The 26282-nt window shown below is 55.1% G+C and carries 28 protein-coding genes; 20 read left to right on the top strand and 8 right to left on the bottom strand.

Annotation, left to right across the window (positions count from 1 at the left end):
• The first annotated feature begins 86 nt into the window (after positions 1 to 86).
• The 14 genes from rlmJ (at position 87) to OCA8868_RS07490 (ending at position 13180) form a co-directional block, all read left to right on the top strand.
• Entirely contained in the window at positions 87 to 857 is a 771-nt protein-coding gene (rlmJ, locus tag OCA8868_RS07555) for a 23S rRNA (adenine(2030)-N(6))-methyltransferase RlmJ (RefSeq protein WP_093995945.1), read from the top strand.
• 37 nt (positions 858 to 894) lie between these two features.
• Positions 895 to 1323 (top strand): tellurite resistance TerB family protein, encoded by a 429-nt coding sequence (locus OCA8868_RS07550; protein WP_093995944.1) that lies wholly within the window; start codon positions 895 to 897, stop codon positions 1321 to 1323.
• Positions 1324 to 1374: 51 nt separating this feature from the next.
• Entirely contained in the window at positions 1375 to 1812 is a 438-nt protein-coding gene (locus OCA8868_RS07545; protein WP_093996199.1) for a tellurite resistance TerB family protein, read from the top strand.
• Positions 1812 to 2543 (top strand): phosphate/phosphite/phosphonate ABC transporter substrate-binding protein, encoded by a 732-nt coding sequence (locus OCA8868_RS07540; protein WP_093995943.1) that lies wholly within the window; start codon positions 1812 to 1814, stop codon positions 2541 to 2543. Before OCA8868_RS07545 ends, OCA8868_RS07540 begins: the two co-directional genes overlap by 1 nt.
• Positions 2544 to 2606: 63 nt before the next feature.
• Positions 2607 to 3377 carry an ABC transporter ATP-binding protein gene (locus OCA8868_RS07535; protein WP_093995942.1) on the top strand — a complete coding sequence of 257 codons (771 nt, stop codon included), beginning with the start codon at positions 2607 to 2609 and terminating at the stop codon, positions 3375 to 3377.
• Between the two features lie 91 nt (positions 3378 to 3468).
• Positions 3469 to 4191 carry a transporter substrate-binding domain-containing protein gene (locus OCA8868_RS07530; protein WP_093995941.1) on the top strand — a complete coding sequence of 241 codons (723 nt, stop codon included), beginning with the start codon at positions 3469 to 3471 and terminating at the stop codon, positions 4189 to 4191.
• A 93-nt stretch (positions 4192 to 4284) separates the two neighbouring features.
• Positions 4285 to 5169, top strand: coding sequence for an ABC transporter permease (locus OCA8868_RS07525; RefSeq protein ID WP_093995940.1), 885 nt, complete (start codon positions 4285 to 4287; stop codon positions 5167 to 5169).
• A 61-nt stretch (positions 5170 to 5230) separates the two neighbouring features.
• Positions 5231 to 6040 carry an ABC transporter permease gene (locus OCA8868_RS07520; protein ID WP_093995939.1) on the top strand — a complete coding sequence of 270 codons (810 nt, stop codon included), beginning with the start codon at positions 5231 to 5233 and terminating at the stop codon, positions 6038 to 6040.
• A 6-nt stretch (positions 6041 to 6046) separates the two neighbouring features.
• Complete coding sequence (locus tag OCA8868_RS07515) at positions 6047 to 7375, top strand: glutamine synthetase family protein (protein WP_093995938.1); 1329 nt, start codon at positions 6047 to 6049, stop codon at positions 7373 to 7375.
• 68 nt (positions 7376 to 7443) lie between these two features.
• A complete protein-coding gene (locus OCA8868_RS07510) occupies positions 7444 to 8121 on the top strand; it encodes a type 1 glutamine amidotransferase (protein ID WP_093995937.1) in 678 nt (225 codons plus the stop codon).
• The gene (locus OCA8868_RS07505; protein WP_093995936.1) at positions 8118 to 9470 is read left to right on the top strand and encodes a glutamine synthetase family protein; all 1353 of its coding nucleotides are present in this window, start codon (positions 8118 to 8120) and stop codon (positions 9468 to 9470) included. The genes OCA8868_RS07510 and OCA8868_RS07505 overlap by 4 nt, the downstream gene beginning before the upstream one ends.
• Positions 9467 to 10597, top strand: coding sequence for a hypothetical protein (locus tag OCA8868_RS07500; RefSeq protein WP_093995935.1), 1131 nt, complete (start codon positions 9467 to 9469; stop codon positions 10595 to 10597). Before OCA8868_RS07505 ends, OCA8868_RS07500 begins: the two co-directional genes overlap by 4 nt.
• Before the next feature lie 6 nt (positions 10598 to 10603).
• Positions 10604 to 11911: an NAD(P)/FAD-dependent oxidoreductase gene (locus OCA8868_RS07495; RefSeq protein WP_093995934.1), complete on the top strand. Its 1308-nt coding sequence runs from the start codon at positions 10604 to 10606 to the stop codon at positions 11909 to 11911.
• Positions 11912 to 11998: 87 nt separating this feature from the next.
• The gene (locus OCA8868_RS07490) at positions 11999 to 13180 is read left to right on the top strand and encodes a DegT/DnrJ/EryC1/StrS family aminotransferase (RefSeq protein WP_093995933.1); all 1182 of its coding nucleotides are present in this window, start codon (positions 11999 to 12001) and stop codon (positions 13178 to 13180) included.
• An 8-nt stretch (positions 13181 to 13188) separates the two neighbouring features.
• Here the strand turns inward: OCA8868_RS07490 and phaR are convergent, their stop codons facing one another.
• From phaR to phaC, 3 genes are all read right to left on the bottom strand, one after another.
• The gene (gene phaR, locus OCA8868_RS07485; RefSeq protein ID WP_093995932.1) at positions 13189 to 13734 is read right to left on the bottom strand and encodes a polyhydroxyalkanoate synthesis repressor PhaR; all 546 of its coding nucleotides are present in this window, start codon (positions 13732 to 13734) and stop codon (positions 13189 to 13191) included.
• 148 nt (positions 13735 to 13882) lie between these two features.
• On the bottom strand, positions 13883 to 14332 hold the full coding sequence (locus OCA8868_RS07480; protein WP_093995931.1) for a phasin family protein: 450 nt from the start codon (positions 14330 to 14332) through the stop codon (positions 13883 to 13885).
• Positions 14333 to 14541: 209 nt separating this feature from the next.
• Positions 14542 to 16344 (bottom strand): class I poly(R)-hydroxyalkanoic acid synthase, encoded by a 1803-nt coding sequence (phaC, locus tag OCA8868_RS07475; protein WP_093995930.1) that lies wholly within the window; start codon positions 16342 to 16344, stop codon positions 14542 to 14544.
• A gap of 153 nt (positions 16345 to 16497) precedes the next feature.
• Between phaC and phaZ the strand changes: the two genes are divergently transcribed.
• Positions 16498 to 17778: a polyhydroxyalkanoate depolymerase gene (phaZ, locus tag OCA8868_RS07470; RefSeq protein WP_093995929.1), complete on the top strand. Its 1281-nt coding sequence runs from the start codon at positions 16498 to 16500 to the stop codon at positions 17776 to 17778.
• A complete protein-coding gene (locus OCA8868_RS07465) occupies positions 17779 to 18345 on the top strand; it encodes a DUF6151 family protein (protein WP_143849565.1) in 567 nt (188 codons plus the stop codon). It begins immediately after the preceding gene.
• Positions 18346 to 18379: 34 nt separating this feature from the next.
• Here the strand turns inward: OCA8868_RS07465 and OCA8868_RS07460 are convergent, their stop codons facing one another.
• The 3 genes from OCA8868_RS07460 to OCA8868_RS07450 form a co-directional block, all read right to left on the bottom strand.
• Positions 18380 to 19090 carry an alpha/beta fold hydrolase gene (locus OCA8868_RS07460; RefSeq protein WP_093995927.1) on the bottom strand — a complete coding sequence of 237 codons (711 nt, stop codon included), beginning with the start codon at positions 19088 to 19090 and terminating at the stop codon, positions 18380 to 18382.
• A gap of 70 nt (positions 19091 to 19160) precedes the next feature.
• Positions 19161 to 20018 carry an alpha/beta hydrolase gene (locus OCA8868_RS07455; protein WP_093995926.1) on the bottom strand — a complete coding sequence of 286 codons (858 nt, stop codon included), beginning with the start codon at positions 20016 to 20018 and terminating at the stop codon, positions 19161 to 19163.
• A 117-nt stretch (positions 20019 to 20135) separates the two neighbouring features.
• Positions 20136 to 20894, bottom strand: coding sequence for an alpha/beta fold hydrolase (locus OCA8868_RS07450; protein ID WP_093995925.1), 759 nt, complete (start codon positions 20892 to 20894; stop codon positions 20136 to 20138).
• Positions 20895 to 21000: 106 nt separating this feature from the next.
• Between OCA8868_RS07450 and OCA8868_RS07445 the strand changes: the two genes are divergently transcribed.
• Entirely contained in the window at positions 21001 to 21744 is a 744-nt protein-coding gene (locus OCA8868_RS07445) for an ArsR/SmtB family transcription factor (RefSeq protein WP_093995924.1), read from the top strand.
• Positions 21745 to 21753: 9 nt separating this feature from the next.
• Positions 21754 to 22176 (top strand): MAPEG family protein, encoded by a 423-nt coding sequence (locus tag OCA8868_RS07440; RefSeq protein WP_093995923.1) that lies wholly within the window; start codon positions 21754 to 21756, stop codon positions 22174 to 22176.
• A gap of 3 nt (positions 22177 to 22179) precedes the next feature.
• On the opposite strand, the gene OCA8868_RS07435 is transcribed toward OCA8868_RS07440, so the two are convergent.
• Both OCA8868_RS07435 and OCA8868_RS07430 read right to left on the bottom strand, forming a co-directional pair.
• Positions 22180 to 22839: a DNA-3-methyladenine glycosylase I gene (locus OCA8868_RS07435; protein ID WP_093995922.1), complete on the bottom strand. Its 660-nt coding sequence runs from the start codon at positions 22837 to 22839 to the stop codon at positions 22180 to 22182.
• A 25-nt stretch (positions 22840 to 22864) separates the two neighbouring features.
• Complete coding sequence (locus OCA8868_RS07430) at positions 22865 to 23455, bottom strand: TetR/AcrR family transcriptional regulator (protein ID WP_093996198.1); 591 nt, start codon at positions 23453 to 23455, stop codon at positions 22865 to 22867.
• Positions 23456 to 23535: 80 nt separating this feature from the next.
• Between OCA8868_RS07430 and OCA8868_RS07425 the strand changes: the two genes are divergently transcribed.
• Positions 23536 to 24036 (top strand): anthrone oxygenase family protein, encoded by a 501-nt coding sequence (locus tag OCA8868_RS07425; RefSeq protein WP_093995921.1) that lies wholly within the window; start codon positions 23536 to 23538, stop codon positions 24034 to 24036.
• A gap of 90 nt (positions 24037 to 24126) precedes the next feature.
• Positions 24127 to 26073 carry a threonine--tRNA ligase gene (gene thrS, locus OCA8868_RS07420; RefSeq protein WP_093995920.1) on the top strand — a complete coding sequence of 649 codons (1947 nt, stop codon included), beginning with the start codon at positions 24127 to 24129 and terminating at the stop codon, positions 26071 to 26073.
• Positions 26074 to 26282: the final 209 nt, after the last annotated feature.

Raw genomic sequence — 26282 nt, 5'->3', positions numbered from 1 at the left:
GGGCCAGCCCCCCCCCCCCCCCCCCGGTCCTGCGGACTCCCCCCGGGATATTTTTGAAACAAAGGCAAATGTGATAGGAGCGTTTGATGCTGTCGTACCAACATCTCTATCACGCAGGCAATTTGGCGGATGTTCATAAGCACGCGGCCTTGTCGTGGATCTTGGAGTACATGACCCGCAAGGATAAGCCGATCAGCTATATTGAGACGCATGGCGGGCGTGGGCTGTATGACCTAAGCGCGGATGAGGCGGTCAAAACCGGAGAGGCCGAGGCAGGCATTGCTGTGGCGGCGCCGTGGTTTAAACCGGATCACCCTTATGCGCGCACTTTGGCGGCGTGTCGTGCTGAGAATGGCGAAACATCCTATCCTGGCTCGCCTTGGATCGCGTCGGATTTGCTGCGCGGCGATGATGTTTTGCACATCGCAGAGCTGCACCCACAAGAGTTTGAAGGGCTGTATGATGCGGTTCCCGGTGCACATGTCCATGCGATTGACGGGTTTGATCTGGTCTATTCCATGTGCCCGCCGACCCCACGGCGCGGCTGCATGCTGATCGATCCGTCCTATGAAATTAAGGACGACTACGTGGCAATCGTGCGCCATTTTACCAAGATTGCGAAAATCTGGCCCGTTGGTGTTTTGATCCTTTGGTATCCGATCCTGACGGATGCGCGCCATCGCACGATGCGGTCATCCATCATGGGTGCGCTGCCTGATGCGTTAAACCACGAGGTACATTTCAAGCCCGCGCGCGAGGGACATCGCATGGTCGGGTCCGGTTTAGTTGTGCTCAATGCCCCTTGGGGGCTGGACGAAGAGTTGAAGACCCTTGGGGCACAATTTGCAGCGCTTTGAGACTTGCAGGAAACGTTAACACGCTTAAAGTGATCTTATGTTTGAACGTGTCCTTTCCCTTCTTCGATCACCTGCGGCTGAATTTACTGCAATGCCAGCGGCGGACGCGCGTCACGCACTTGGGGCGCTATTGGTCCGTGTAGCTAAGGCGGATGGGGCCTATCTGTTTCAGGAGATCGAGGAAATCGATCATCTGCTTGCAGACCTGTACGGGTTGAACGCGATTGAGGCTGCCCGCATGCGTGCGGAATGTGAAAAGCTGGAAGACTCGATGCCGGACACAAGTGAGCTTGCCCATATTCTTTCATGCGATGTGACGAGTGGCGAATGTAACAACCTTGTGCGTGCGCTTTGGAAGGTTGCGGATGCGGATGGTCAGCGCCACGATTCCGAGACTCAAGTCGTTGCAATCGCAACGAAAACCTTTGGAATGTCACCAGAAGACGCCGCCGCGTTGCGCAACTAACCCGGTTTATTGGGCCTTGGCCTTTTGGGGCGGTCTGCCTATATCTCTGATATGTTTGGTGATCTTTTCAAGCGCTTGACAGCGCCCGACCCCGCCCCCCTTCCGGATGCTGATGCGCGCGTCGCCCTAGGCGCGTTGCTGGTGCGGCTTGCGCGATCAGACGGTGCATATGACGGCGAAGAAATCGAACAGATAGATGCTGTTTTGATGCAGCGCTACAATCTGTCAAACACTGACGCCGCCGTGTTACGTGCGCAATGTGAAACGGCTGAAACCGAGGCACCGGACACCGTGCGCTTTACCCGCGCTATCAAGGACGCCGTTCCGTTTGAAGACCGTGTTGGCGTGATCGAGGCCCTTTGGTCCGTGGTTCTGGCAGATGGTGTGCGCGACGAACATGAAGACGCGATGTTGCGCATGGTTGCGCCTTTGCTGGGTGTTACCGACATGGAAAGCCACCAAGCGCGCCTTCGCGTTTCGCAAGGCTGATGTTCGCCAGTCTGCCAATGTATGATCGGCCGGAAAACCGTGCCGCACACGACGCGTTATGGGAACGGGTTCGCGATCACTTGGGGTACGGGCCCGAAAAGCTCGATCGCCAAACCGACCATATTGATGGCTGGCGGCGTGACGATTTGCTTATGGGACAGATATGTAACCTCCCGTACCGTGCCGAGTTTCATGACAGCGTCACTAGAATAGCCTGTGCAGATTACGGCTTGGCCGACACGCCCGCTGGATATTACCATTCGGTCTTTGTTGTACGTGAAGAAGATGCCGCGCGTGGCCTTGCGCCGGCTGCATTGGGCCGTTTTGCGTATAATGACGCGCTTTCCCATTCCGGGTGGGGGTCGCCGTTGGCGCGCATCACCGAACAGGGTTTGCAGTTTCATACGACTCTGTGCACTGGGGCCCATATTAACAGCGTTAACGCCGTCGCCGATGGTCGCGCGGATTTGGCAGCAATCGACGCGGTGACATGGCGCATGTTTCAGGCGTGGGAACCGAAGGCAGTTGGATTGCGCGTTGTTGGCCGTACAGCCTTGTCCCCAGGAATGACGTTCATAACCGCCAAAGCAAACAACCCAGCTCCGATCAAATCTGCCTTAACCGAAGCGGTCGCTGACCTTCCGGCTGAACATGTCGAAACGCTCGGCATGCGCGGGATCGTCACGCTACCAGATCGCGCCTATGACATACCGTTGCCAAGTGCCCCTTAAACGCACATTGCATTTAGCCACGATTTGCGCCCTACTCGGCCAGATCACTTTAAACGAGGCCACATGACCGCTCCTGTCATCGAAATCCGCAACCTGCACAAAGCCTATGGCGACCTGGAAGTTCTGAAAGGCGTCGATATCAGCGCACCTGCGGGTCATGTTGTCAGCCTGATTGGATCTTCTGGGTCCGGTAAGTCCACACTGCTGCGCTGCGCCAACCTGTTGGAAGACAGCCAGCAAGGGGATGTGTTGTTTTGCGGTGAACCCGTGAAGTGGAAAGGCAAGGGCCGTACCCGACACCCCGCGGATCGTGCGCAAATGATCCGAATTCGCACGAACCTCAGCATGGTGTTCCAGCAGTTCAACCTTTGGTCGCATATGACGATTCTACAAAATGTGATGGAAGCGCCCGTAACCGTTCTCAAGCGGGATCGCGCTGAAGTTGAAGCCGCAGGGCGCATGTATCTTGAGAAAGTTGGTATCGGCGACAAGTGCGATGTCTATCCGGCAATGCTATCTGGCGGCCAACAGCAACGTGCTGCGATTGCACGCGCGCTTTGCATGGAGCCAAAGGCGCTGTTGTTTGATGAACCTACGTCGGCGCTCGACCCTGAACTCGAGCAGGAAGTTGTTAAAGTTATCAAAGACCTAGCAACGGAGGGGCGCACCATGCTTGTCGTTACACACGACATGCGGATGGCCCGCGACATTTCGGATCATGTCGTGTTCCTGCATCAAGGGCTGATCGAAGAGCAAGGCCCGCCGGAGGAGTTGTTCACAAATCCAAAGTCAGAACGCCTGCAAGGGTTCCTTTCCGTCACGCAAACCGCTTAAGCCATTGCCTTTTTCGCCCACGCGGACAATCCTGCGCGGCAGTTTGGCGACCAACAATATGAGTCGCTCTTTCATCTCAGGGAGATACACGATGAAAAACCTTATCCTTACGACCGCTGCGGTCGCGCTTACAGCTGGCATAGCTATGGCTGACGATTCCGTTGTTCGCATGGGTACTGAGGGCGCTTACGCACCTTGGAACTTTATCAACGACGCTGGCGAAGTTGACGGCTTTGAGCGCGAGCTCGGTGATGAGCTTTGCGCCCGCGCTGAGCTGACTTGCGAATGGGTCACAAACGAGTGGGACAGCATTATCCCAAACCTCGTATCCGGCAACTACGACACAATCATCGCGGGCATGTCCATCACAGACGAGCGCGACGAAGTGATCGACTTCACAATGGCTTACACACCTGCTGACCCTACATCTTTCGTAGCATTGTCCATGGATGTTGACCCAGCGGGCGGCGTTGTTGCTGCACAAACTGGTACAATTCAGGCGGCCTACATCGCTGACCAAGGCTGGACGCTTGTGGAATTCGCAACACCGGAAGAAACGCTCGCAGCCGTACGCGGCGGTGAAGCTGACGCTGTTTTCGCAGACAAATCCTTCCTCGCAGCCGCTCTGGAAGGCCAGGAAGAACTCGTCATGCTTGAGCAAGAAGTGTCCTTGGGTGCTGGTGTTGGCATGGGTATCCGTGAAAGCGACGGTGAGCTGCGTGACACATTCAACGCGGCGATCCAGTCCATGAAAGACGACGGCTCCCTCAACGAGCTGATTACAAAGTGGGAAGTCGCTTCCACTTTCGAATAACCAATACAGCGCCCTACCTTTACTGGTGGGGCGCATCTTCGCTTTCTTTGGCTCCTAAATACTCAATCTCCTTCGCCTGACCGAGGCACCAACATTTTTGAATTTTGCACAGCCCCCAGCACCCTAGAGACCGTCAAATGGCTCTCCTGCTACCTGACTACAGGCAAGCACATGGGGTTCTATTGGTCATTCCTGACCGTCCTGACATTGCTGGCGATCACCGCCCCTCTTGCCCTGACATTTGGCATGGGAGGCGCAATGGCCGCGCGCTCGCGCATCGCACCTGTGTCTTGGCTGGGCAAAGGCTACATTGCCATTGTGCGCGGCGTGCCAGACATCGCATTCTTTCTATTCTTCGTCATCGCGCTAGATCAAGGCATCGAATACCTGCGTCACCAAGCGCTTTGCCCTGATTGGCCAGACGCGATCCGCCAAGGCAACGACTTTATTGTGTGCCAAACAGCAAAGATGCCCCTGAACAACGCGCCACCCGAAGCCCATGATCGCTACGGCTTTTTCATCGCTGTGTTCACCTTCGCCATCGTCTTCGGTGCCTTTGCAGGCAACGTATTGTTTGGCGCGATGAAAGCCGTGCCAAAACCGCAGATCGAAACCGCTGAATCCTATGGCATGACCCGCCGCCAGACATTCTGGCGCATCGTCGTGCCGCAGATGTGGGTCTACGCCCTGCCCGGCCTTGGCAATCTGTGGATGGTGCTGATTAAGGCCACGCCCTTGTTGTTCCTGCTTGGCATTGAAGACATCGTTTATTGGGCGCGTGAGCTTGGCGCCACCAAGACGCCGCGTTTTACCGACTACCCCCACGCCGATTGGCGGATGTGGTATTTCCTTGCTCTGCTGGTGTTCTACCTTGCCTTCACCCGTGTTTCAGAAATCGCACTCGAACGCATAATGCGCCGTTTAACCCGAGGGCAAGCGACGGCCGGTGGCGAAGCGCAACGGAAAGTCGCCGCATGACCAAATTTTCCCAGAAAATTTGTGAACAGAGTTTCCTAGAAACTCTGGTGCGAGGCTGCTGATGGAAGAATGCCTTAATACCATCTCGGACTATGCCCTGCGTTCTGTCGGCGTTGGGGAACGTCTGTTACCGCGCTCTGACTTCACGCTGTGCCAGCAATTCACGCTGATTGGTTCCGGTATGATCTGGAACATCTATTTCGGCCTTCTCGCGCTTTTGTCCGGCTTCTTTCTGGCAACTGCCGTGGCCGTGGGTAAGGCATCGCAAAACATTGTAATCCGCAAAGCCTCTGAATGGTTTATCTTCGTGTTCCGTGGCTCGCCGCTGTTTATTCAGTTCTTCTTTGCGTATTTTTTCTTCCTTTCGCTCAAAAGCCAGTTCGCCTTCTTTGATGCGTTCACCTCAGCGTGGCTTGGGGCGTTGATCGTGTTGTTCCTCAATACGTCCGCCTACACAGGTGAGATTTTTTACGGCGCATTGCAGTCCATCCCCAAGGGCGACTCCGAAGCGGCCGACGCCTACGGGCTGTCCGGCTGGCCACGTTTTCGTCGCGTGATCTGGCCAACAATGTTGCGCCTTGCGTGGCCTGCCTACACCAACGAAGCGATCTTCCTGTTCCACTCAACAACGTTAGTCTTTTTCAGTGGTTTCCCAGTTTGGGGCCAAAAAGGGGACGCGCTCTATTACGCCGCCTTTTTTGCGGACAAAACGTTTAACCCCTTTATTCCCTACCCCATTTTGGCCTTCTATTTCATCCTGCTTACTTTGGTCATCATCGGGATCATGGGAAAGATCGGCACACGACTGAACAGCCACCTACCGCAAGACGCCAAACCTAAATTCCGTTTCCGTCCTCAAATTATTCGGTGATCCGTTATGACATGGCTCCATGAAAACCCTGATATCAAGTCGATCCGCGTCGCGGCTTCAGATCTCAACGGTGTGGCCCGTGGCAAACGTATACCAACCAAATTCGCGCAGAAAATCGAAGACGATGGCTCACGCTTTCCGCTTTCGGTTCTTAACCTCGATATTTGGGGCGAAGACATCGAAAATTCACCGCTTGTGTTCGAAGCAGGTGATCCAGACGGCGTCGCCTTACCAACTGAACGTGGGTTCATGCCGATGCCCTGGCTAGAAAGCCCATCCGCGTTTCTACCGATGTGGATGCACCGCGAAGATGGCACCCCTTTTGACGGCGATCCACGCCATGCCCTCGCCGCCGTTTTGAAACGCTATGCCGACCGAGGGCTAACGCCTATTTGCGGTACGGAACTGGAATTCTACGTAGTAGACGACAGCGGCAAAGATTTGCAGGTTGTTCCGTCTGAACGGTCCGGCAAGCGCCGCCCCGGTGCAGAAATTCTTTCGCTGCGTGCGCTGGACGGTTTCGACAACTTCTTTTCAGCACTTTATGACGGCGCCGAGGCGATGGATATCCCCGCCGAAACCGCAATATCAGAAGCAGGCCTCGGCCAATTTGAGATCAACCTTAGCCACAGCAATGCAATGAAAGCCGCCGACGACACATGGTTGTTTAAACTGCTGGTGCGCGGCATGGCCCGCAAGCATGGGTTCGCGGCCAGCTTTATGGCGAAACCTTACCCCGAGTATTCCGGCAATGGCATGCACGTGCATTTCTCTGTGCTGGATGCGGACGGCAACAACATCTTTGACAACGGCGGGAATGAAGGCACGGATGTGCTGCATCATGCTATTGCCGGCTGCATGAACGGCCTCAGTGCAAGCGCATTGATCCTCGCACCTCACGGTAATTCTTATGATCGTTTGGTTCCGAATGCCCATGCGCCTACGTCCATCTGCTGGGCCTATGAAAACCGCACCGCTGCGATCCGCGTGCCCGGTGGTAGCCACAAAGCCCGCCGTATTGAACACCGCGTTGCGGGGGGGGATGTGAACCCGTACCTCATGCTTGCAGCTGTTCTTGGCGCCGCTTTGACAGGGATCGAGGACGGCGAAATGCCCCCGCCACCAATCACAGGCAACGCCTATGATCAGGGCCTACCGCAATTGCCGGGCAGTTGGGACGAAGCGATCAACAGCTTTGAAACGGATGAGCGGATCAAACGTATTTTCCCGACAGAGCTGATCCGCAACCTTGTCGCGACAAAACGTCAAGAATTGCAGGCCTTTGCGGACCTTAGCCCCGAAGAACGGATCAACCTTTACTTAGATACAGTCTGATAAATTGTCCGGCTTGTGCGATGGCTTAAGGCAGATTAGCCTAACCGCAAATCAATCACTGGTGTTTCATGAAAATCGGCATTTTGCAGACTGGCCATTCTCCGGATGAGCTGCGGCCCGTGATGGGCGACTATTCCAACCTGTTCGAACAACTTTTGGCGAACCAAGGCTTCACATTCGAAACATTCAACGTCGTGGACGGCGTGTTTCCGGATACGCCGGATCGATGCGAAGGCTGGCTGATCACCGGGTCCAAACATGGCGCTTACGAAGACCATCCGTGGATTGCGCCGCTCGAAGCCCTGATCCGTGATATCTACGCGAAAGAGGTTCCGCTGGTTGGCGTCTGCTTTGGCCACCAGATCATCGCGCAAGCCCTCGGCGGTAAAGTCGAAAAATTCAAAGACGGTTGGGCTGTTGGTCGCCAGACATATGATTGGAATGGCGAAACCATATCACTCAACGCGTGGCATCAAGACCAAGTCGTGCAACGCCCCGCCGACGCCACCCCGATTGCCTGCAATGACTTTTGCGAAAACGCAGCGCTGGTGTATGGCAAACGCGCCTTCACGGTTCAGGCCCATCCGGAATTTGAAGCTGAGTTTATCGATGGGCTGATCCGCACACGTGGCGGTGCTGTTCCGGCTGACCTGATCGGCGCAGCACGTGCAGACCTTGAAGGTGACGTGAACAACGACCGCCTTGCCGCGCAGATCAGCGCCTTCTTCAAAGGAGTCGCCGCATGAGTTGGTCTGACAAAATCCCACAAGCCGCGCGCGACTACCTCGACGCGAACCGTCTGGATGAGGTCGAGTGCATGATCTCCGATTTGCCTGGCATCGCACGTGGCAAGGCAGTTCCTGCCGCCAAATGGGAAAAACTTTCGCAGTTCCACCTGCCGGAATCTATTTTCTTTCAAACACTTACGGGTGGATGGGGTGAAGCGGCGGGAGACGCAGGGTTCACTGAACCCGACATGGTTTTAAAGCCTGACTACTCCACGACTACTGCCGCACCATGGGCCGCTGACGGCACACTGCAAGTCATCCATGACGCCTTTGACACAAAGGGCGAGCCGATCCAGTTCAGCCCGCGCAACGTGCTTAAACGTGTTGTCGCGCTTTATGAAAAGGAAGGTTGGACGCCTGTTGTCGCGCCGGAAATGGAATTCTTCCTCGTGGCGCGCAACACGGACCCGACCAAACCGATTGAACCAATGATCGGGCGATCTGGCCGCCCAGCTGCCGCCCGCCAAGCCTATTCCATGACGGCCGTGGACGACTACGGCCCCGTGATCGACGACATCTATGAATTCGCCGAAATCCAAGGGTTTGAGATCGACGGCATCACTCAAGAAGGCGGCGCAGGTCAGTTAGAAATCAACCTCAACCACGGTGACCCGGTTGAACTGGCCGATCAGGTGTTCTTTTTTAAACGTCTGCTGAAAGAAGCCGCGTTAAAGCACGATTGCTACGCGACCTTCATGGCTAAGCCGATTGAGGGCGAGCCAGGCAGTGCCATGCATGTTCACCATTCGATCCTTGATAAGGATGGAAACAACATCTTCACCGGCCCGCAAGGTGGCGAAACAGATGCGTTTTTCCACTTCATTGGTGGCTTGCAGGAATACCTGCCAAGCGTGATCGCTGTGATGGCGCCTTATGTGAACAGCTACCGGCGATACGTCAAAGATCACGCCGCGCCGATCAACCTTGAATGGGCGCGCGACAACCGCACGACCGGCCTGCGCGTGCCGCTGTCCTCCCCCGAAGCACGGCGCGTTGAAAACCGTCTCGCTGGGATGGATTGTAACCCCTACCTGTGTATCGCGGCGTCGCTGGCCTGTGGCTATCTAGGTATGAAAAACGAGATCCGCCCAGACAAACGTTTTCAGGGCGATGCCTATGAAGGGGATGGAGAACTGCCCCAGGGGCTCTATGCCGCGCTTGACCTGTTTGACGCCAACACCGAAATGCACGAGGTTCTCGGCCCTGATTTCGCCCGCGTCTATTCCATCGTGAAACGTGCGGAATACGAAGAATTCCTGCATGTCATCAGCCCATGGGAGCGTGAACACCTCCTGCTAAACGTATGATCCGGCTGGCGTTTATTCTTGTCACCCTTTTGGGTGGGCTGATCGCCTTTGGTGCGTTTCATCTGGTGCGTGGCAACCAAGCAGACGTTCCCCAAATCACGACCTTTCCCGCGTCCCCCGCCGAAGAAGCGACACAGACCGCGCCCACGCCGCCCGCCCCCCCCGTGGTTGAGCGCCTATACTACCTGCGCGAAATCGACTTTGATCAGGGCGAAATCACCGTGTTGTATTTCGGGGCTGGACCAGAGGGTAGCACGCTGGTGATCCGCGATCAGGACCCCCTGAAAGCCGCCCGCACCGAGGCCTATGTGAACACGTCCGCCACGGGTGGAGAAGCGGTAGACAGTTTTGTGATGGATATGATGGGCGCGCCGCCCGACGAAACGATTGTGCAAATCTATCGCCGCGACAGCTTGATTGCCGCTGTTACCTGCGTCAACACCGCCTGCGGACGTCGCGCCCAAAACCCTGACATCAACCATGCCGGACTGACCGACCACGCGACCCCCTATCAAGTGATCAACGATCAATTCGATGACCACGCTACCTATCTGGAAACCATCCACGCCGTGTCCGAGTCGCCCGATTTCATGCTTCTGGACCAACGTCCGCAGTCTGATTTTCCGGCGGAACGACGTGTTCCCAACCTTAAGCTCGCGTTGCCGACGGTCGTTCACCCGACCGTCACAGCGTTCGACGCGGCCACACACGAAGCGCTGCTTCGCGCTGCCATCGACCCGCTGTTACCCGATGGGGCGGAAGTCGAAAATATCACGATCACAGATCTTGGCCACGCCGTTCTTGCAGACAAGGACAACAATCAGCCCGTAACAGCAGGCGGCGCGCCGATCCCTTTCCCCGATGCGCAATATTTCGGAGTTCAGGCGCAGATCAACGGCACTGCCGCCTTGACTGAGGCCACCCTCGACCAGATCACGGCAGCGACGACGCGCAGCTTCGACCTCGACGCGCCGTTTGCAGAATTTGTAACGGCCCGCCTGCAAACCACCTGCGTGGATTGCTATTTCCTTAAGGTCGACGGAACTTTTGTGACTCAAGCCCGCGCCATCACATGGCGCAACGAGGTCTACGACCTGAGCTACTATGATCTACGCGAGGCCCCATAACCCGTTATGACAAACGCCCTTTATCGCAACGACCGCCCTGCCACGTTCCCCAATAGCTGGTACGCCGCAACCGCCGACATCCCAGCCGAACGCGCGCCGCTGCACGGCCAGATCAAAGCGGATGTCTGCATTGTCGGCGCGGGTTTCACAGGGCTTATGGCTGCGCTTGAACTGGCTGAGGCCGGGATGGATGTTGTTGTGCTGGATGCCCACCGTGCAGGCTGGGGTGCATCGGGGCGCAACGGCGGGCAAGCCGGATCAGGGTTCAACCAAGACCAACGTTGGATCGCTGCTAAACTGGGCAAAGGACCGGCCAAAGCTCTCTGGGATATGACGGAGGAAGCAAAAGAGCTTCTAAAGTCGCGCATTGAAAAGCACGCACCCGAAGCACGGTTTCGCCCAGGCGTGGCGCATGGCGCATATAACGCCGTCGAAGCGCGTGAGCTACGCGACGAGGCCGAGTTCCTGCGCCGGACTTACGGTTACAAAGACGTCGAAGGCCTAACCCGTGAAGCATTTCAAGACATTGTAAAGTCACCAAATTATCAAGGTGGGCTGATTGACCGTGGCGCGGGCCACATCCACCCGTTGCGCTACGCACTTGGCCTTGCCAAGGCAGCCGAACGCGCAGGGGCACGCATCTTTGAACGCTCTGAGGTGCATGACATTGTAGAAGGCGATCCTGCCGTTGTTGCCACCGGACAGGGCCGCGTCACAGCCCCGTTCGTACTGCTTGCTGGCAACGGATACCTACCCAACATCAACAAAAAGGTCACCGCGGGAACGATGCCGCTCAACTCTTTCATCGCCGCGACTGAGCCTTTGGGAGAGCGCGCGAAAGATATCCTGACCCAAGACATCGCCGTCGCCGACAGCAAATTCGTCGTGAACTATTTCCGCCTGTCTGAGGACAACCGCCTGCTGTTTGGCGGGCGCGAAAACTACACCACAGGGTTCCCACAAAACATCGAACCCGCCTTGCGCAAGCGCATGGAAAACATGTTCCCGCAGCTTAAGGGCGTGAAGATTGATTACACCTGGGGTGGCACGTTAGGAATTACACCGACCCGCCTGCCCGCACTGCTACGCGCTTCCCCCAATATCCTGAGCGCTGGCGGCTACTCCGGCCACGGTGTGGTTCATTCCGGCTTTGCAGGTAAGCTCATGGCCGAAGCGGTGCGGGGGCAAGCAGAACGGTTCGACGTTTTCGCCAGCCTTCCAACCCCACGTTTTCCTGGTGGTACAATGTTACGCGCGCCCCTGCTGATGGCGGCAATGACATGGTATTCAATGCGTGATCGCCTAGGGTTTTAGTGCGACAATAGGAATTGATCTAAGTCATTCCACTGTCACAATTCGTCTGCTATTAAGCAATAAAAATAACAGGCGAAAGAGCGGACAATGACTAAAATTCCTAACGTTTACAACGCGGAACCCATTCCTGAGGCCGCCCTCGAAGCGGTCACTCAGCTGCTCTCAAGTGCGGATCTGTTCCGCTATACAGCCCCTGAAAACGCTCCGGTGTCGCTGCTCGAGCAAGAGTTCGCTGAGATGATGGGAACCAAGTTCGCCCTTGCGGTGTCCAGTTGTTCAGCGGCTTTGTTCTTGTCCCTCAAAGCGTTGGACTTGCCACGTGAAGCGCGTGTTCTGATCCCCGCATTCACATTTGCCGCCGTGCCATCCGCTGTTGTTCACGCCGAGTGCATTCCTGTTTTGGTCGAATGCAACGACAACTACCGCATCAATATGGATGACTTTGCCGCCAAGCTGCCAGATGCCGACGCCGTGCTGATTTCGCATATGCGCGGTCACACATCAGATATGGATGCGATCATGGCTCTGTGTGACGCGGCGGGCATTCCTGTTGTTGAAGACGCGGCCCATAGCCTTGGTACAACATGGAACGGTCGCAAGATCGGGACCATCGGCAAAATCGGCTGTTTCAGCTTCCAAAGCTACAAGATGATTAACGCCGGTGAAGGTGGCATTCTGATTACCGATGACGCCGACCTCGTTGCGCGTGCGATCATTATGTCAGGCGCTTACGAACATATGTGGACGAAACACGCGATCCCGACAGAAGCGATGGAGCGTTGGCAGAACCTGTTGCCGCTTTATAACCTGCGCTTGTCAAACCTGTCTGCTGCTATCATCCGCCCGCAGTTGCCAGAACTGGCACGCCGTGTGCGTGACGGATTGCGCAACCATGATCACGTTGCCGCGCGACTGAACACCTCGCCAAACCTCGATGTGCCAGCACCCCTGTCCGCAGAAAAACGTGCGCCAGATTCCATCCAGTTTAACCTTGTCGACATGAACGACGAACAGGTTGATGCATTCGCAAAACTTACGGCGGAACGTGGGATGAAGGTACAGATCTTCGGAAAATCCGTCGATAACGCCCGCGCGTTTTGGAACTGGCAGTTCTTGGGCGACACGCCCGAATTGCCGACCACACGCACGATGTTGATGCGCGCGTGCGATGTACGTCTTCCCGCGCGCCTAACGGTCGAAGAATGCGACGTAATCGCGGATATCATTCTGGGCGCCGCACAAAGCGTCGCGAGCCAGTCAGCCGCGTAGTCGAAGGCTTATTTCCCGAGCTTAGACAGCTTTTCTTGCAGCGCTGCCAGTTCCGCCTTGATGTCATCAAGGCCTTCATCCGACGTTTCAGGCTCTGCAGACTTGGGTGCTGATGGCATCATGCCCCCTGTCATTGCCTTCATAAATGCCTGTTGCTGTGCCTGCATGGCTTCAAACCCAGGCATCGAGGCGAGCGGGTTGGTTGATCCGATGTTTTCCATGATCTTGGTTTGCCCATCGCGCAGCATATCAAACGATTGCGCTAGGAATTGTGGGACCACGGACATCGACTGGCTGGTGTAGGACCGCACCAAGTCCGTCAAAACATCAACCGGAAGCACGCTCTCGCCGCGACTTTCGTGTTCCGCGATGATTTGCAGCAAGTATTGGCGGGTAAGATCGTCACCAGATTTCAGGTCTACGATCTGCACTTCGCGCCCATCGCGAATAAATGCTGCGATATCTTCAAGCGTGACGTAATCGCTGGTCTCGGTGTTGTACAAACGACGGCTTGCGTACCGCTTGATCAGCAACGGTTGTGATTTGATGGCCAACGGATTTCCTCCCAGAAATGTTGCAGTGCAGAAGAAGCCTATGCTGCATGTCAGCAAAAGAAAAGGGCGTGCTGTCGGGAGAGAACAGCACGCCCCAGAAAGACGTTGGCGCTCAGGGAGGAGGAAGCGCCTATCTATCTAACATCGCTTACTTTGCAGTCGCGACTTTCTTAGCTGCAGCAGTTACGTCTGCAGTCGCCTTTTTGGCAGCGGCAGTCATGTCTTCGGACACGTCTTTGCCAGCAGCCATCATCAGTTCCAGAGTTTCTGTCTGAACTTTTTTCGCGATTTCAGCGAAAGCCGCCATGTGCTCAGCAGCAGCTTCAGCAGAAGCAGATGCGAAGTCAGTTACGGAAGTTGCGTAGTCAGCAGGCTCTGCCTTTGCTTTGGACAGTTCTGTTACCTTAGCAAGTGTGTCCTGTGCCCACTTAGCGGACAGGTCAGTGGAAGCCTGTGCTGCGGAGATGGAAACAGCGGAAAGCTTTTCGTTCAAGGAAGATTGCGTTTTGATCGCGTCGTCCATTGCTTTTGTGTCTACCGGGAATGCGCCCATCATGTCTTTGAGAACGGCGGTGAAGTCAGGTGTCTTAGCAGCCATGTCGGTGCTCCTTAAATGTTTGCCGGACTATTCCGGCGTTTCTGCGTCTGCAAACAATCTACGTGCTGCAGTGCAGCATTTCAAGTATTTTCTGCAGTGCAGCATATAAAACTTGGACGGAATTCAAGTATTTGAATTTGTTGCTAAAAACCATTAACGCCAGTGTTTAAAGGCTGGAAATGGATGGCGTTGCGCACCATCCAAACAGTTCATTCGCCTAAAACGTAAGTTCCAGGGGCTGGTGCAATTGCAGGGTGAGTCGCTGTCCCGGGCGTTCTTGCATCGACCTTTTTGCCAGATTTCTTCGTCAACCAGTTGCCCCACATCGGCCACCAAGATCCTTCATGGGCCTTCGCCCCCTCTTGCCAGTCTTCTGGACCAAGACTGAGGTCGGTATTGGTCCAGTGACCGTATTTCTTCTTGGCAGGTGGATTCACGATGCCCGCGATGTGGCCCGATCCGGATAGAATGAACGTCTTGTCCTTAGACCCCATCTTTTGCACGCCGCGGAAAGATGACTTCCAAGCAGCAATGTGGTCGCTTTCACAGGCAATCGCACAAATTGGAACCTCAACATCGCTCAACTTTGCTGTAACGCCTGCGACCTCAAAGCCCGTCGTTGCGAATGTATCGTCCTGACAAAGTCCACGCAGGTATTCGATCGACATTTTCCCAGGAAGGTTCGTGCCGTCGCCATTCCAATACAATAAATCAAACGCTGGCGGGGATTCCCCTAACATATAGCTGCGGATGGCTGGCTGGTAGATAAGGTCGTTTGCGCGCAGATAGCTGAACGTCCGGCTCATGTAGAAACTGTCGAGGAATCCAGCGCCCAGAACCTCAGATTCGATGCCATCTACAAAATCGTCGTTCAGGAACACGCCGACTTCCCCGCGATCAGAGAAATCGGTGAGGGTCGTAAACAGCGTGGCAGAGTTCACGTAATCAAGGCCGCGCGCTTTCAAAACAGTCAGCGAAAGCGACAACGTTGTGCCAGCAATGCAATACCCGACAGCATTCACTTTCTTTACACCACAGATCTCACGGGCAGTTTCAAATGCGGTGAGATATCCGTCCTCGACGTAATCCGCCATGCCGACATCACGGTAAGTCTCGTCAGGATTGACCCAAGACACGACAAAGACAGTGAAGCCTTGATCCACCGCCCATTTAATCAGTGAATTCTTCTCGTTCAGATCGAGAATATAGAACTTGTTGATCCAAGGCGGGAAAATGACCAACGGCGTTTCATGGACCTTCTCAGTCGTTGGCGCGTATTGGATCAGTTCGAACATATGGTTGCGGAAAACAACCTCGCCTGTCGTCATGGCAAGGTTCTCGCCGACCGTAAACGCGTCCTTGTCCGCCAATGATACGATAAGCTCACCATCGTTGGCTTCTAGATCAGCGATCATGTTTTCGAGACCGCGCACCAGACTGTCGCCCTCAGTTTCAACGGCTTTGGTCAATGCGTCGGGGTTGGTCGCCAGAAAGTTTGTCGGAGACAGCATGTCTACAATCTGTTGGCTGAAGTATTCCATCCGCCGCTTGTCTTCATCATCCAGACCTTCCATGTCGGAGACCACCGCATCGACGGCCTGCGCATTCAACATGTACTGTTGTTTGAGAAAGTTAAAATAAGGGTGCGACTGCCAGAGGGGGTTTTTAAAACGGCGATCTGTTGGTGTGTCGTCTTTTGGCGCCTCAAGGTGTCCTTTCGACAAGGCTTGCTGTGCGTCGACAAAATGCTGCAGCGTTTTGCCCCAGTAGCCGACTTGCTGCTCGATAATCTTGGACGGATTTTGCATCATCTCCTGAAAAAGTGCGCCACCTGCCCGCGCATAAAGATCGGGTTCTGGCCCCTGAAGGTCTTGCGGAACTTTGCGTTTATTCGCCACAGCCCCCATTAGGCGCGTTGTAAGATCTTGGATACGCTCCATATTCTGTTCAAGCTTAGGCAACGCAGCGTCCAGATCGATGGATTCATTGCTTTGTGAATCATCTGTTGTCATATCGGCGTCGCCCTCTTACTGTGCAGGTGCAGCATTTTCTCTTTTTGCTATCGGCTACGATAGCTTCTTGGTCAATGCGACATAGTCATCGCGTCTTAAGGCTAGGTCGAAAGGCCACAATAGTTTGACCGCGACAAAACCGAGGGCGCGTAAATGAAGTATATGGCAACATATGACCTGATGGAAACCATTCGAAATACGAACGAATGGATGGGGGCCTCGGCGCGGGCGATCGCGTCTTACCCTGCCGTTGCAATGTGGCCCGGTCCCGGAATGGAAATGTTGCGCGCTTGGGGCGAAGTGACTGAACGCAGCTTTGCCCGTATGGTTACAAAACCTGACTGGGGCATTGATAGTGTTCCTGCCGAAGACGGCAAAGACCACGTAATCATGGTGCGGAAAGTTGTCGAAAAGCCGTTTGGCGATCTCGTCCACTTCTGTGCGGTCGGCCGTGCGGAACGCAAACGCAAGGTTCTTCTGGTCGCGCCGATGTCTGGCCACTACGCAACGTTGCTGCGTAAAACGGTGATGTCCCTGCTGCCAGATTGCGAAGTTTACACAACCGATTGGCACAACGCGCGCGATATTCCGGTGTCTGAAGGCAAGTTCGACGTGGAAGACTACACGCTCTACCTTTCCGAATTTATGAAAGAGATGGGGCCGGACACACACGTTATCGCCGTATGCCAGCCCGTGCCGCTTACACTTGCGGCTACAGCCTACTTGGCAGAGCAAGACCCAGACGCGCAGCCACGCTCACTGACGTTGATCGGCGGTCCTGTTGATCCAGAAGCGAACCACACAGAAGTCACCGACTTTGGCCGCTCGGTCACGATGGGTCAGCTCGAAGAAACAATGATCCAGCAGGTTGGGTTCAAATACCCAGGCGTTGGCCGCATGGTTTACCCGGGTCTTCTTCAATTGGCATCGTTCATCTCGATGAACAGCGAAATGCACAGCAATGCGTTCCAAAAACAGATCATGGCCGTTACCAAAGGCGAAGCGTCAGAACACGACAAACACAATGTGTTTTATGATGAATACCTTGCCGTGATGGACATGACTGCCGAATTTTACCTTTCAACCGTCGACCGCATTTTCAAGAAACGCGAAATCGCGACAAACAGCTTCACAGTCGAGGGTCATCCTGTCGATTTCGGCAAGATCACGACAGTGGCCGTAAAAATCGTCGAAGGCGAAAACGATGACATTTCCGCACCGGGCCAGTGTCTTGCTGCGCTGCCTTTGCTGACCGGCTTGCCCGAAAGCAAAAAAGCGTCCCACCTTGAACCGGGTGCGGGTCACTACGGTATTTTCGCGGGCAAAAGCTGGCGTAACAACATCCGCCCTCTCGTGATCGACTTCATCGACGCGAACTCCGAACCGGTAAAGCCGGCTGCCAAACGCACCAAGAAGATCGCAGCGGTTAAGTAGATGGCAGACGTTCCCTTCTCATGCGACTGCGGTGGCGTGACAGGAACTCTGTCAGATATTTCACCTAAGGCCGGAAGCCACGCCCAATGCCATTGTGACGATTGTCGCCGCGCTATCGTTTGGCTTGGCCACGACGACCCTGGCCCCGACGGTGTCTGTTATTTCCAAACCGCTCCTAATCGCGTGACGTTTGCCAAGGGAGAAGACAGCCTCGCCGTCTTTACGTGGAAATCGGAAAAGCTGCTGCGCTGGTATGCGTCGTGCTGCAACACGCCTTTGTTCAACACGATGAGCACACCAAAGATCGCATTCGCCAGCCTGCTTGTATCCCGCACGCAGGACACGTCACCCTTCGGGCCGATAAAGGGCCACGCGTTCATCTCAAAACCCAATGGGAAAACCGGGCATACCGGACTCGGTGACTTTATCTGGGGTATGTTGAAACGCACGACGCACGCACGCGTAACAGGAAAATGGCGAGAGACCCCTTTCTTCAACGCGGACGGAATGCCCGCTGCTTCGGTTCAAACACTGAGCCACGAAGACCGCGCCAAAGCTCGCCTTTAAACCCGACCTTGTCCGCAAGTTTCCAACAGGCGCCTTAGCGCAACACGAGCGGCTGGCGCATCCATGCATAGATCGCCTCAGTCGTGCCTTCGGGGTCTTCAAGCATCACCGTATGTCCAACCCCCGGGAGCACACCCAACTTTGCGTAGGGAATCAGTTCCGCCAGAAACTCCTGTCGTTTCAGAGGCACGATCTGGTCCTCTTCCCCTGCCAAAACCAATGTTGGCTGCGTGATGCGTCGCAGGGTGCTCTGCTGGTCACGGCGGCGCTGCATCGCGCGTTCTTGGCGTGCGAACACATCCGCACCTACCGATATCGCCATCTCATAGAGTTGTGCAGTCGCATTAGAACGAAGCGGTCCGCCTCCGACGTGACGTGGCAACACATCGCTTTCAAGCAAGCGTTCAAACCGGCCAGACTTCGCCCCAATCATCCGTGGCTCACGATCAGCGGCCTCTTGCGGTGTATCAGACAACGGGTTGGTCCCTATCAAAGCCAACCGGATCACCCGCTCTGGCGCACGGCGCGTGACCTCAAGTGCAACCGCGCCACCCATCCCATGTCCACATAACGCAAATTTAGGTGGCAAACATGACAACAATTCAGATGCGATTTCTTCTATACGATCGCCAACGCAGATCGGTGCAACCGTCACAGGACGTTCATAGCTTAGAACCGTCAACTGCGTGGCCCAGACGCGCGCATCGCACATCATGCCCGGCAATAGGACGAGTGGTTCTGCCATGTCTGCCTCTGTTTAATATTCTGACTGTTGGCCTAAATTGCCCATGCACAGCCCGCAGACGCAACCCCTATTACAACGCTTTGGCCCAAGCGATGATCCTTTCCGCCAATGGCGCGGTTTGGTTGGGGCTAAACACGTCACCGGCCATTACATGCCCGTCTTTGTCATCACTTGGCCCCTGCACCAGAATGTCCTGCGTCACGGGCCCAGCCCAGCGCGCCATGACAGCGCGGGTGCGTTTTGGACTAACGACCCGATCATCTTCGTTAAAGGCAAAATAGGCGGGCGTCTGAATGGCCTCGATTTCACTGGCAAGGCACGACCGCACCGCGTCCCCCATCGTGAACACTGCTTGGGTGTCATATTTGATGGTCCAAAGCGCTGCGTGCTCGTCTGAAATCGCTTCGAATGACGTCTCTTTCCCCGCGATCAGCGGTCCCCATCTACGGACGCCCGGCAGGTCCAACAGCAACTGCGCGAGCCGGTGGCGCAGGCCGTAATTGGGCGAAAGATGAATAATCCCCTTTGCACGAGCACCCCTCGCCAGTGCGGTCGTCAGCAACGTGCACCCCGTGGAACACCCAATGACGACCACCTCATCGCCGATTGCCGCACCAATCTGCAATGCCTCATCTACATCGTCCTCCCAATCCGAAAGGCGCGCACGCCCCATCGCCTCTCCGTCCTGCCCGTGCCCTGTTAACCGCGCGAAATACAGGTTCGCGCCCAGCGCTTTGGCCACGATATCCGGCAATGGGCGTACTTCTGCAGCGGTGGCAGAAAATCCGTGAACATAGAGAATACACAAAGGCTTCTTTGCAGGTTGGTCCGCCCAGACAATTTGCTTTTCACAACCATCCCGCACGTCACCAACAGCGGTTTCATGATCCGCCAACCATGCGTCAATCTCATTCAGTTCTGGCAACATCGGACACCTTTCATGCGAACCCTCGTGGATAAAAACTACAAAACCCCGCCCCCAAAGCCACGCATTCGTTTGCTTTTGTTTCACAAATATCCTGGGGGGATCGCGCAGCGATGGGGGCTAGCCCCCCGCCACGCCCGCCGCAGGCGCAGTCACCTCGTTGATCGCACCAACAATCATCGGCAAACAAACCTCGCTGGAAAACGAATGATCCGCGCCATCCACCAGCGTCAGCCGCATATCCGGACTGTCCGCATGATCAAGCAGGCGCAACGCAGTTTCCGTACTCACCGAAGTATCCGCCGTCCCGAGCAAGAAGCGCACAGAAAATGGCAAATCAAGCGGCGAGCGCAACACCAAACGGTCCCGCCCTTCTTCAATCAGCCGCTTGGTGATGATGTAGGGGTCGCCGTATTCTGACGGCAGCGCCACCTGCCCCTGCCGTTCCAATTCGGCCCGTTGTACTTCATCAAATCCAGCCCAGAACCCGTCCTCAGTGAAATCAGGTGCAGCCGCGATACCCACCAACCCTGCGATCCGCTCTGGCATGGCGCGCGCGACAAGCAGTGAAATCCATCCCCCCATGCTGGAGCCGACCAAGACGACAGGACCGTCGATCAAACCTAGCGCAGCGCAGGCGTCCTCATACCAATCCCCGATACAGCCGTCCTCGAACGCCTCCCCACTTTCCCCGTGTCCCGAGTAGTCGAATCGCATAAACGCTCGGCCCGTTTTCTTGGCCCAATCTTCAAGGAAAACTGCCTTCGTTCCTGCCATGTCCGACTTGAATCCACCTAAAAACACAACGGTTGGACCCTGACCGGCCGTCAAATGATAGGCAATTTTGCGACCCTGTGGGGTTACCAATGTATCAACCATTTCAATTCCTTAACGTCTATTCTTTCGCATCCTATCCCAGCTGCGCCTGCAGGTAAATCACGTTACCAACTTGTCACGTGACTATTTTATCACCTATAGTAATCTCATGGAACACATCTTCAAAGCCCTCGCAGACCCGACACGTCAAAAGCTCCTTGATGCTTTGCGACTGCGCGATGGTCAAACCCTTACAGACCTTGAAGCGAGCCTCGAGATGACCCGCTTTGGCGTCATGAAGCATCTTAATTTGCTGGAGGACGCGGGGCTAATCATCACCCGCAAACGGGGTCGCTTCAAATACCACTATCTGAACGCCCTCCCCTTGCAGGAAGTCATGGACCGCTGGGTCGCGCCCTTTCTTCAACCCCAAGCCAAAGCCCTGAGCGACCTTAAAACCAAACTCGAAAAGGACACCCGTATGAGTAAGCCCGATTTCATGATGCAGACCTTCATCCGCTGCACCCAAGACGCCCTTTGGGACGCCCTAACCCAAGCGGACGACATGGCGCGTTATCACTTCGCCTGTAACACGGTGCAAGGCAACGCAGTCGTTGGCGACACCACAACGTTTATACGCCCTGACGGCAGCGCAATGTTGAAACAGGTCACAACCGCGCTTGATCCGAAATCCAAAATCGCGATGACATTTGAACCGAAGTTCATGGGCCCTGAAGCCCCCACGAGCCACATGGTTTATTTAATCGAACCGCAAGGAGATGTCTGCCAGCTAACAATTGAACATTACGACATGGCACCAGGCCAAGAAGGCTTTGCCGAAGGTTGGGCGCGTCTAACAGCATCCCTCAAATCCTACCTCGAAACGGGCGAAGCCCTCAAAATGGCAATGTAAGGACACGCAATGGAATTTCCTACAGAACTCGGCATTCTGACATGCCTCATGATCCTTGCAGCGTCGCTTTGGATTCCGCAAATCGTTGGCCAAGCCAACATCAAACCTGAAGACTGGCCGGAAGGCGCTCCCGACGGATTTTCACGCATCACCAACCCACATTTGATGCCTGCATGGATCGGGCGCGCCCATCGTGCGCACTTGAACCTATTGGAACAGGCCTTCCCCTTTGCGGTTCTGGTCTTGATCATTGACCGAATGGACGGCTTCACCGCGCTGACCTATTGGACGGCCATCGCGTTCTTCTGGCTGCGTATCGCCCATGCTATCGGGATGATTTCAGGTTTAGCCCTGATGCCACTTCGCCCGATCATTTTCACTGCGGGCTATGTCTGCGTATTGATCATGGCCTACTCGGTTTTCGTTGCCTAACGCTTAGGCATCAATGCTTTGCCCCAAAACACGGCTGATTTCCGTCAAGCTACGCCCTGATTGATCCGCCCATGTGTTGAACGCACCCTGAACCGCCGACATTGCCTTTTGCGATGTCGGCGGTTTGTCGATTACGCCTTCGGCAATCAGTCGTGCGATCACGTCACGCGACAGCAAAAAACTATCCACGCCAAGTCGCCGCAACGCATAGGCCCCAGTGGACCCGCCAAGGCGCGAGCCATTTTTCTTCATCCAAAGCATTAGCCCTGCAAAATCATCTGACGGCCAATCCGCGATGAACGCGCTAAAGTCACCAGCCTCTTGGATCATCACTGCATTCTCCTGAATCGCACGGATTTTGGGGGCGCTGCGAATGACGCGTTTGTCTTCGACCAGATCGTAAAACCAATCATCTGACATCATCGCAACACGCCCCACATCAAAGCCGTGAAAGGCCTCAAGGATATCGGGCCACTTGTTTTTCACGACGGCCCACGCCAGCCCCGTTTGAAAAATGCCTTCCGCAAAGGACGCAAGGAAGCGATCCCCTGAAATAGCCGCAATCTCATCGCGTGACTTGGGCGGTTCGATACCATCCAGAACCGCACCGCGCCCGCCTTTACGGTCAGCTGCGATATCTAAAATCTCATCGAAATGTCTCACACCTGCACCCCTATATGACCTATCTTTAGCTACGAATAATGCGCAAGAAATTCTCAAGCGCCGTGTTGGATTGCGACTGAATTTCCTCTTTATTCAAGAGAGGAAGTACGCCTGTCACCCGCCTAATTTGAAGATCACCGATGAGCAGCGTGAAATACAATTCTGCCATCGCGAAAAGCTCAGGCATAGTTTTTTCAGCGTGATAGGTACCCAAAATTTCAACCAGACGTGGTCGAACAACGTCACGCCCGCCAGTTGCCAAGGCCTTGCCCAATTCTCCTGTCCCGTCAGCAGCCGCTGCACGATTTAACGCAATCGCGCGCGGCCCAAGCAACATTCCAAGTAAAACTGGCCCGAATTCGGCCAGAAGGGCTTCTAAGCCGCCCTTTGCTTTGACGTTTGCGAGGTGTTGTTCGACCTCAGCGACATTGCGCGCGACAAGCGCGATGAACAACCCGTGTTTGTCGCCATACCAACGATAAAGCGTTTCGTTTGATGCTTTGGCGGCCTTGGCCACCGCCAACATTGAGATCCCATCAAAGCCCTTCCGTTCTAGGATTTCGTAAGCGACCCCTACTATCTGGGCTTCACGTTTTTCACGGATTTCGGGTTTCATCATGTTCTCCTTGACAGCATCCGTAATCATAGTTACGGACTTGGTAAATAGCGTATTTTCAATTACGGTTAGGAAAACCAATGCTCGTTCGCTCCCTCGCTTTGACGTCCCTCTTGCTTGTCGCAGCCATCTTTGGCTTCTTTTACGCCTATACCGTTTCGGCAATGTGGGGACTGGACGCGTCCCCCCCTTCTGTCGCTATTGAAGCGATGCAAGGTATCAACAACACGGTGCGCAATGTTGCATTCTTTCCGGCCTTCTTTTTGACGCCAGTTCTGCTTGGTCTAACTGCGTTCGCGGCGCATCGCGACGGTGCAAATGTATCCAAAATGGCCTTTGGCGCTGCGGCACTCATCTATCTGTTAGGCGGGATTGTTCTGACAGCTTCGGTGAACATCCCAATGAACAACGCCCTTGGCCTTATCGATGTCCCGCAAGACCCAACGGCCGCTGCTGAAATCTGGTCCAACTACTCCCCTAAATGGCAGGTGTGGAACCTAACGCGCACTGTCTTTTCCGGAATTGCGGTCGTGTTTACGGGGATCGGCCTTTTGGCCCTTCCTGCCACGCGTACGGCTTGACACCTCCATTTGGAAACGCCATTTGGAACAGGAAGACATAACCCGCAACCGGGCGCTTTGTAGGCGCCAAACTGACGAGGAGCCGAACACATGGCCCAGATCTCCCTTACATTTCCTGACGGCAATTCCCGCGAGTACGATGCAGGTGTTACGCCTGCCGAAGTCGCCGCATCTATTGCGTCGTCACTGGCGAAAAAAGCCATTTCCGCGACCGTGAACGGCGAACACTGGGACATGCAGTGGCCGATCGATGCGGATGCAAGCATCGCCATCAACACCATGAAAGACGCAGAACCTGCGCTGGAATTAATCCGCCATGACCTCGCGCACATCATGGCGCGTGCGGTGCAGGAACTGTGGCCCGAAACACAGGTCACAATCGGACCCGTTATCAAAGACGGCTGGTACTATGACTTTGATCGCAAGGACCCATTCACACCTGACGATCTAGCGACCATCGAAAAGAAGATGAAAGAGATCATCAACAAGCGCGATGAAGTCCGCACCGAAGTCTGGGAACGTGATGTTGCGATCCAGTACTATAAGGACAAAGGCGAGCCCTATAAGGTCGAGCTGATTGAAAGCATTCCAGGCAACGAAGACCTGCGCATGTACTGGCACGGCGAATGGCAGGACCTGTGCCGTGGGCCGCATTTGCAGAACACTGGTCAAGTGCCGGGCGATTCATGGAAACTGATGTCCATCGCAGGCGCCTATTGGCGTGGCGATAGCGATCGCGCGATGTTGCAGCGGATCTACGGCGTCGCGTTCCAGAACAAAGAACAGCTTAAGGCGCATATGAACATGCTTGAGGAGGCCGCCAAACGCGACCACCGCAAACTGGGCCGTGAGATGAACCTGTTCCACATGCAAGAAGAAGCCCCTGGTCAGGTGTTCTGGCACCCGAACGGCTGGCTGATCTACACCCAGCTGCAAGACTACATGCGCCGTAAGCAACGCGCGGGCGGCTACGTTGAGGTGAACACACCGCAGGTCGTGAACCGCAAACTCTGGGAGGCCTCCGGCCACTGGGAAGCCTATCAGGAAAACATGTTCATCGTCGAAGTTGACGAAGAACATGCCCGCGAAAAGACGATCAACGCGCTAAAGCCGATGAACTGCCCGTGCCACATTCAGGTGTTCAACCAAGGTATGAAATCTTACCGCGAACTGCCCCTGCGCATGGCGGAGTTCGGATCGTGTAACCGTTATGAACCGTCCGGCGCGTTGCACGGCATCATGCGTGTGCGCGGGTTCACCCAAGATGACGGTCACATCTTCTGTACCGAAGACCAGATCGCATCCGAGACCGAAAAGTTCATCGACTTCCTGTCCCAGATCTACACCGAGCTGGGCTTCAGCAACTGGAAGATCAAACTGTCCACCCGCCCCGAGAAACGCATCGGGTCTGAGGAAACCTGGGACCTGCTCGAAGCCGCCTTGGGCGAGGCCTGCGCGGCTGCAGGGCATGAATATGAAATCCAAGAAGGTGAAGGTGCGTTCTACGGCCCGAAACTGGAATTTGTTCTGACCGACGCAATTGGCCGTGATTGGCAGTGCGGCACCCTACAGGTCGACAGCAACATGCCAGAACGTCTTGGTGCGTCCTATATTGGGTCGGATGGTGAAAAGCACCTGCCCTACATGTTGCACCGTGCGACTTTGGGATCGTTTGAACGTTTCATCGGCATCCTGATCGAGGAACACGCAGGTAAACTGCCGTTCTGGATCGCACCGCGTCAGGTCGTTGTGGCCTCTATCATCAGCGATGCGGACGACTACGTCCACGAAGTTGTTGCAGCCCTGAAGGCCGTAGGTGTGCGTGCCGAAGCTGACATTCGCAACGAGAAGATCAACTATAAGGTCCGCGAGCACTCACTGGGTAAAGTGCCGATCATCCTCGCATGCGGTGCGCGCGAGGTTGAAGAACGCACGGTGTCCGTGCGTCGCCTTGGTGAAAAGCAAACTTCTGTAACATCTCTGGATTCGATCATCCAAGAGCTGTCTGAATCAGCGACTCCACCCGACCTTTTGTAACATTTAGCACATCTGCAGTGTTACAGGCCCGATCGTGAAAACGGTCGGGCCTTTTGTTTTCAACCACTTAACCCCGAGTGCGGTCTAACGCGCGATAACGCACACGCGATGCACGCTCCTGTGAGTGGATCGAAAGGAGCGCATCGCACTAGGGTTAGGAAGTCGCCAATCAGGGCGCATGACTACTTGAAACCAACCAACAGGAATTC

This window comes from Octadecabacter ascidiaceicola, assembly GCF_900185015.1.
In the GTDB taxonomy this organism is placed as follows: Bacteria; Pseudomonadota; Alphaproteobacteria; order Rhodobacterales; family Rhodobacteraceae; genus Octadecabacter; species Octadecabacter ascidiaceicola.
This window is presented reverse-complemented; position numbering and strand designations above follow the sequence as displayed.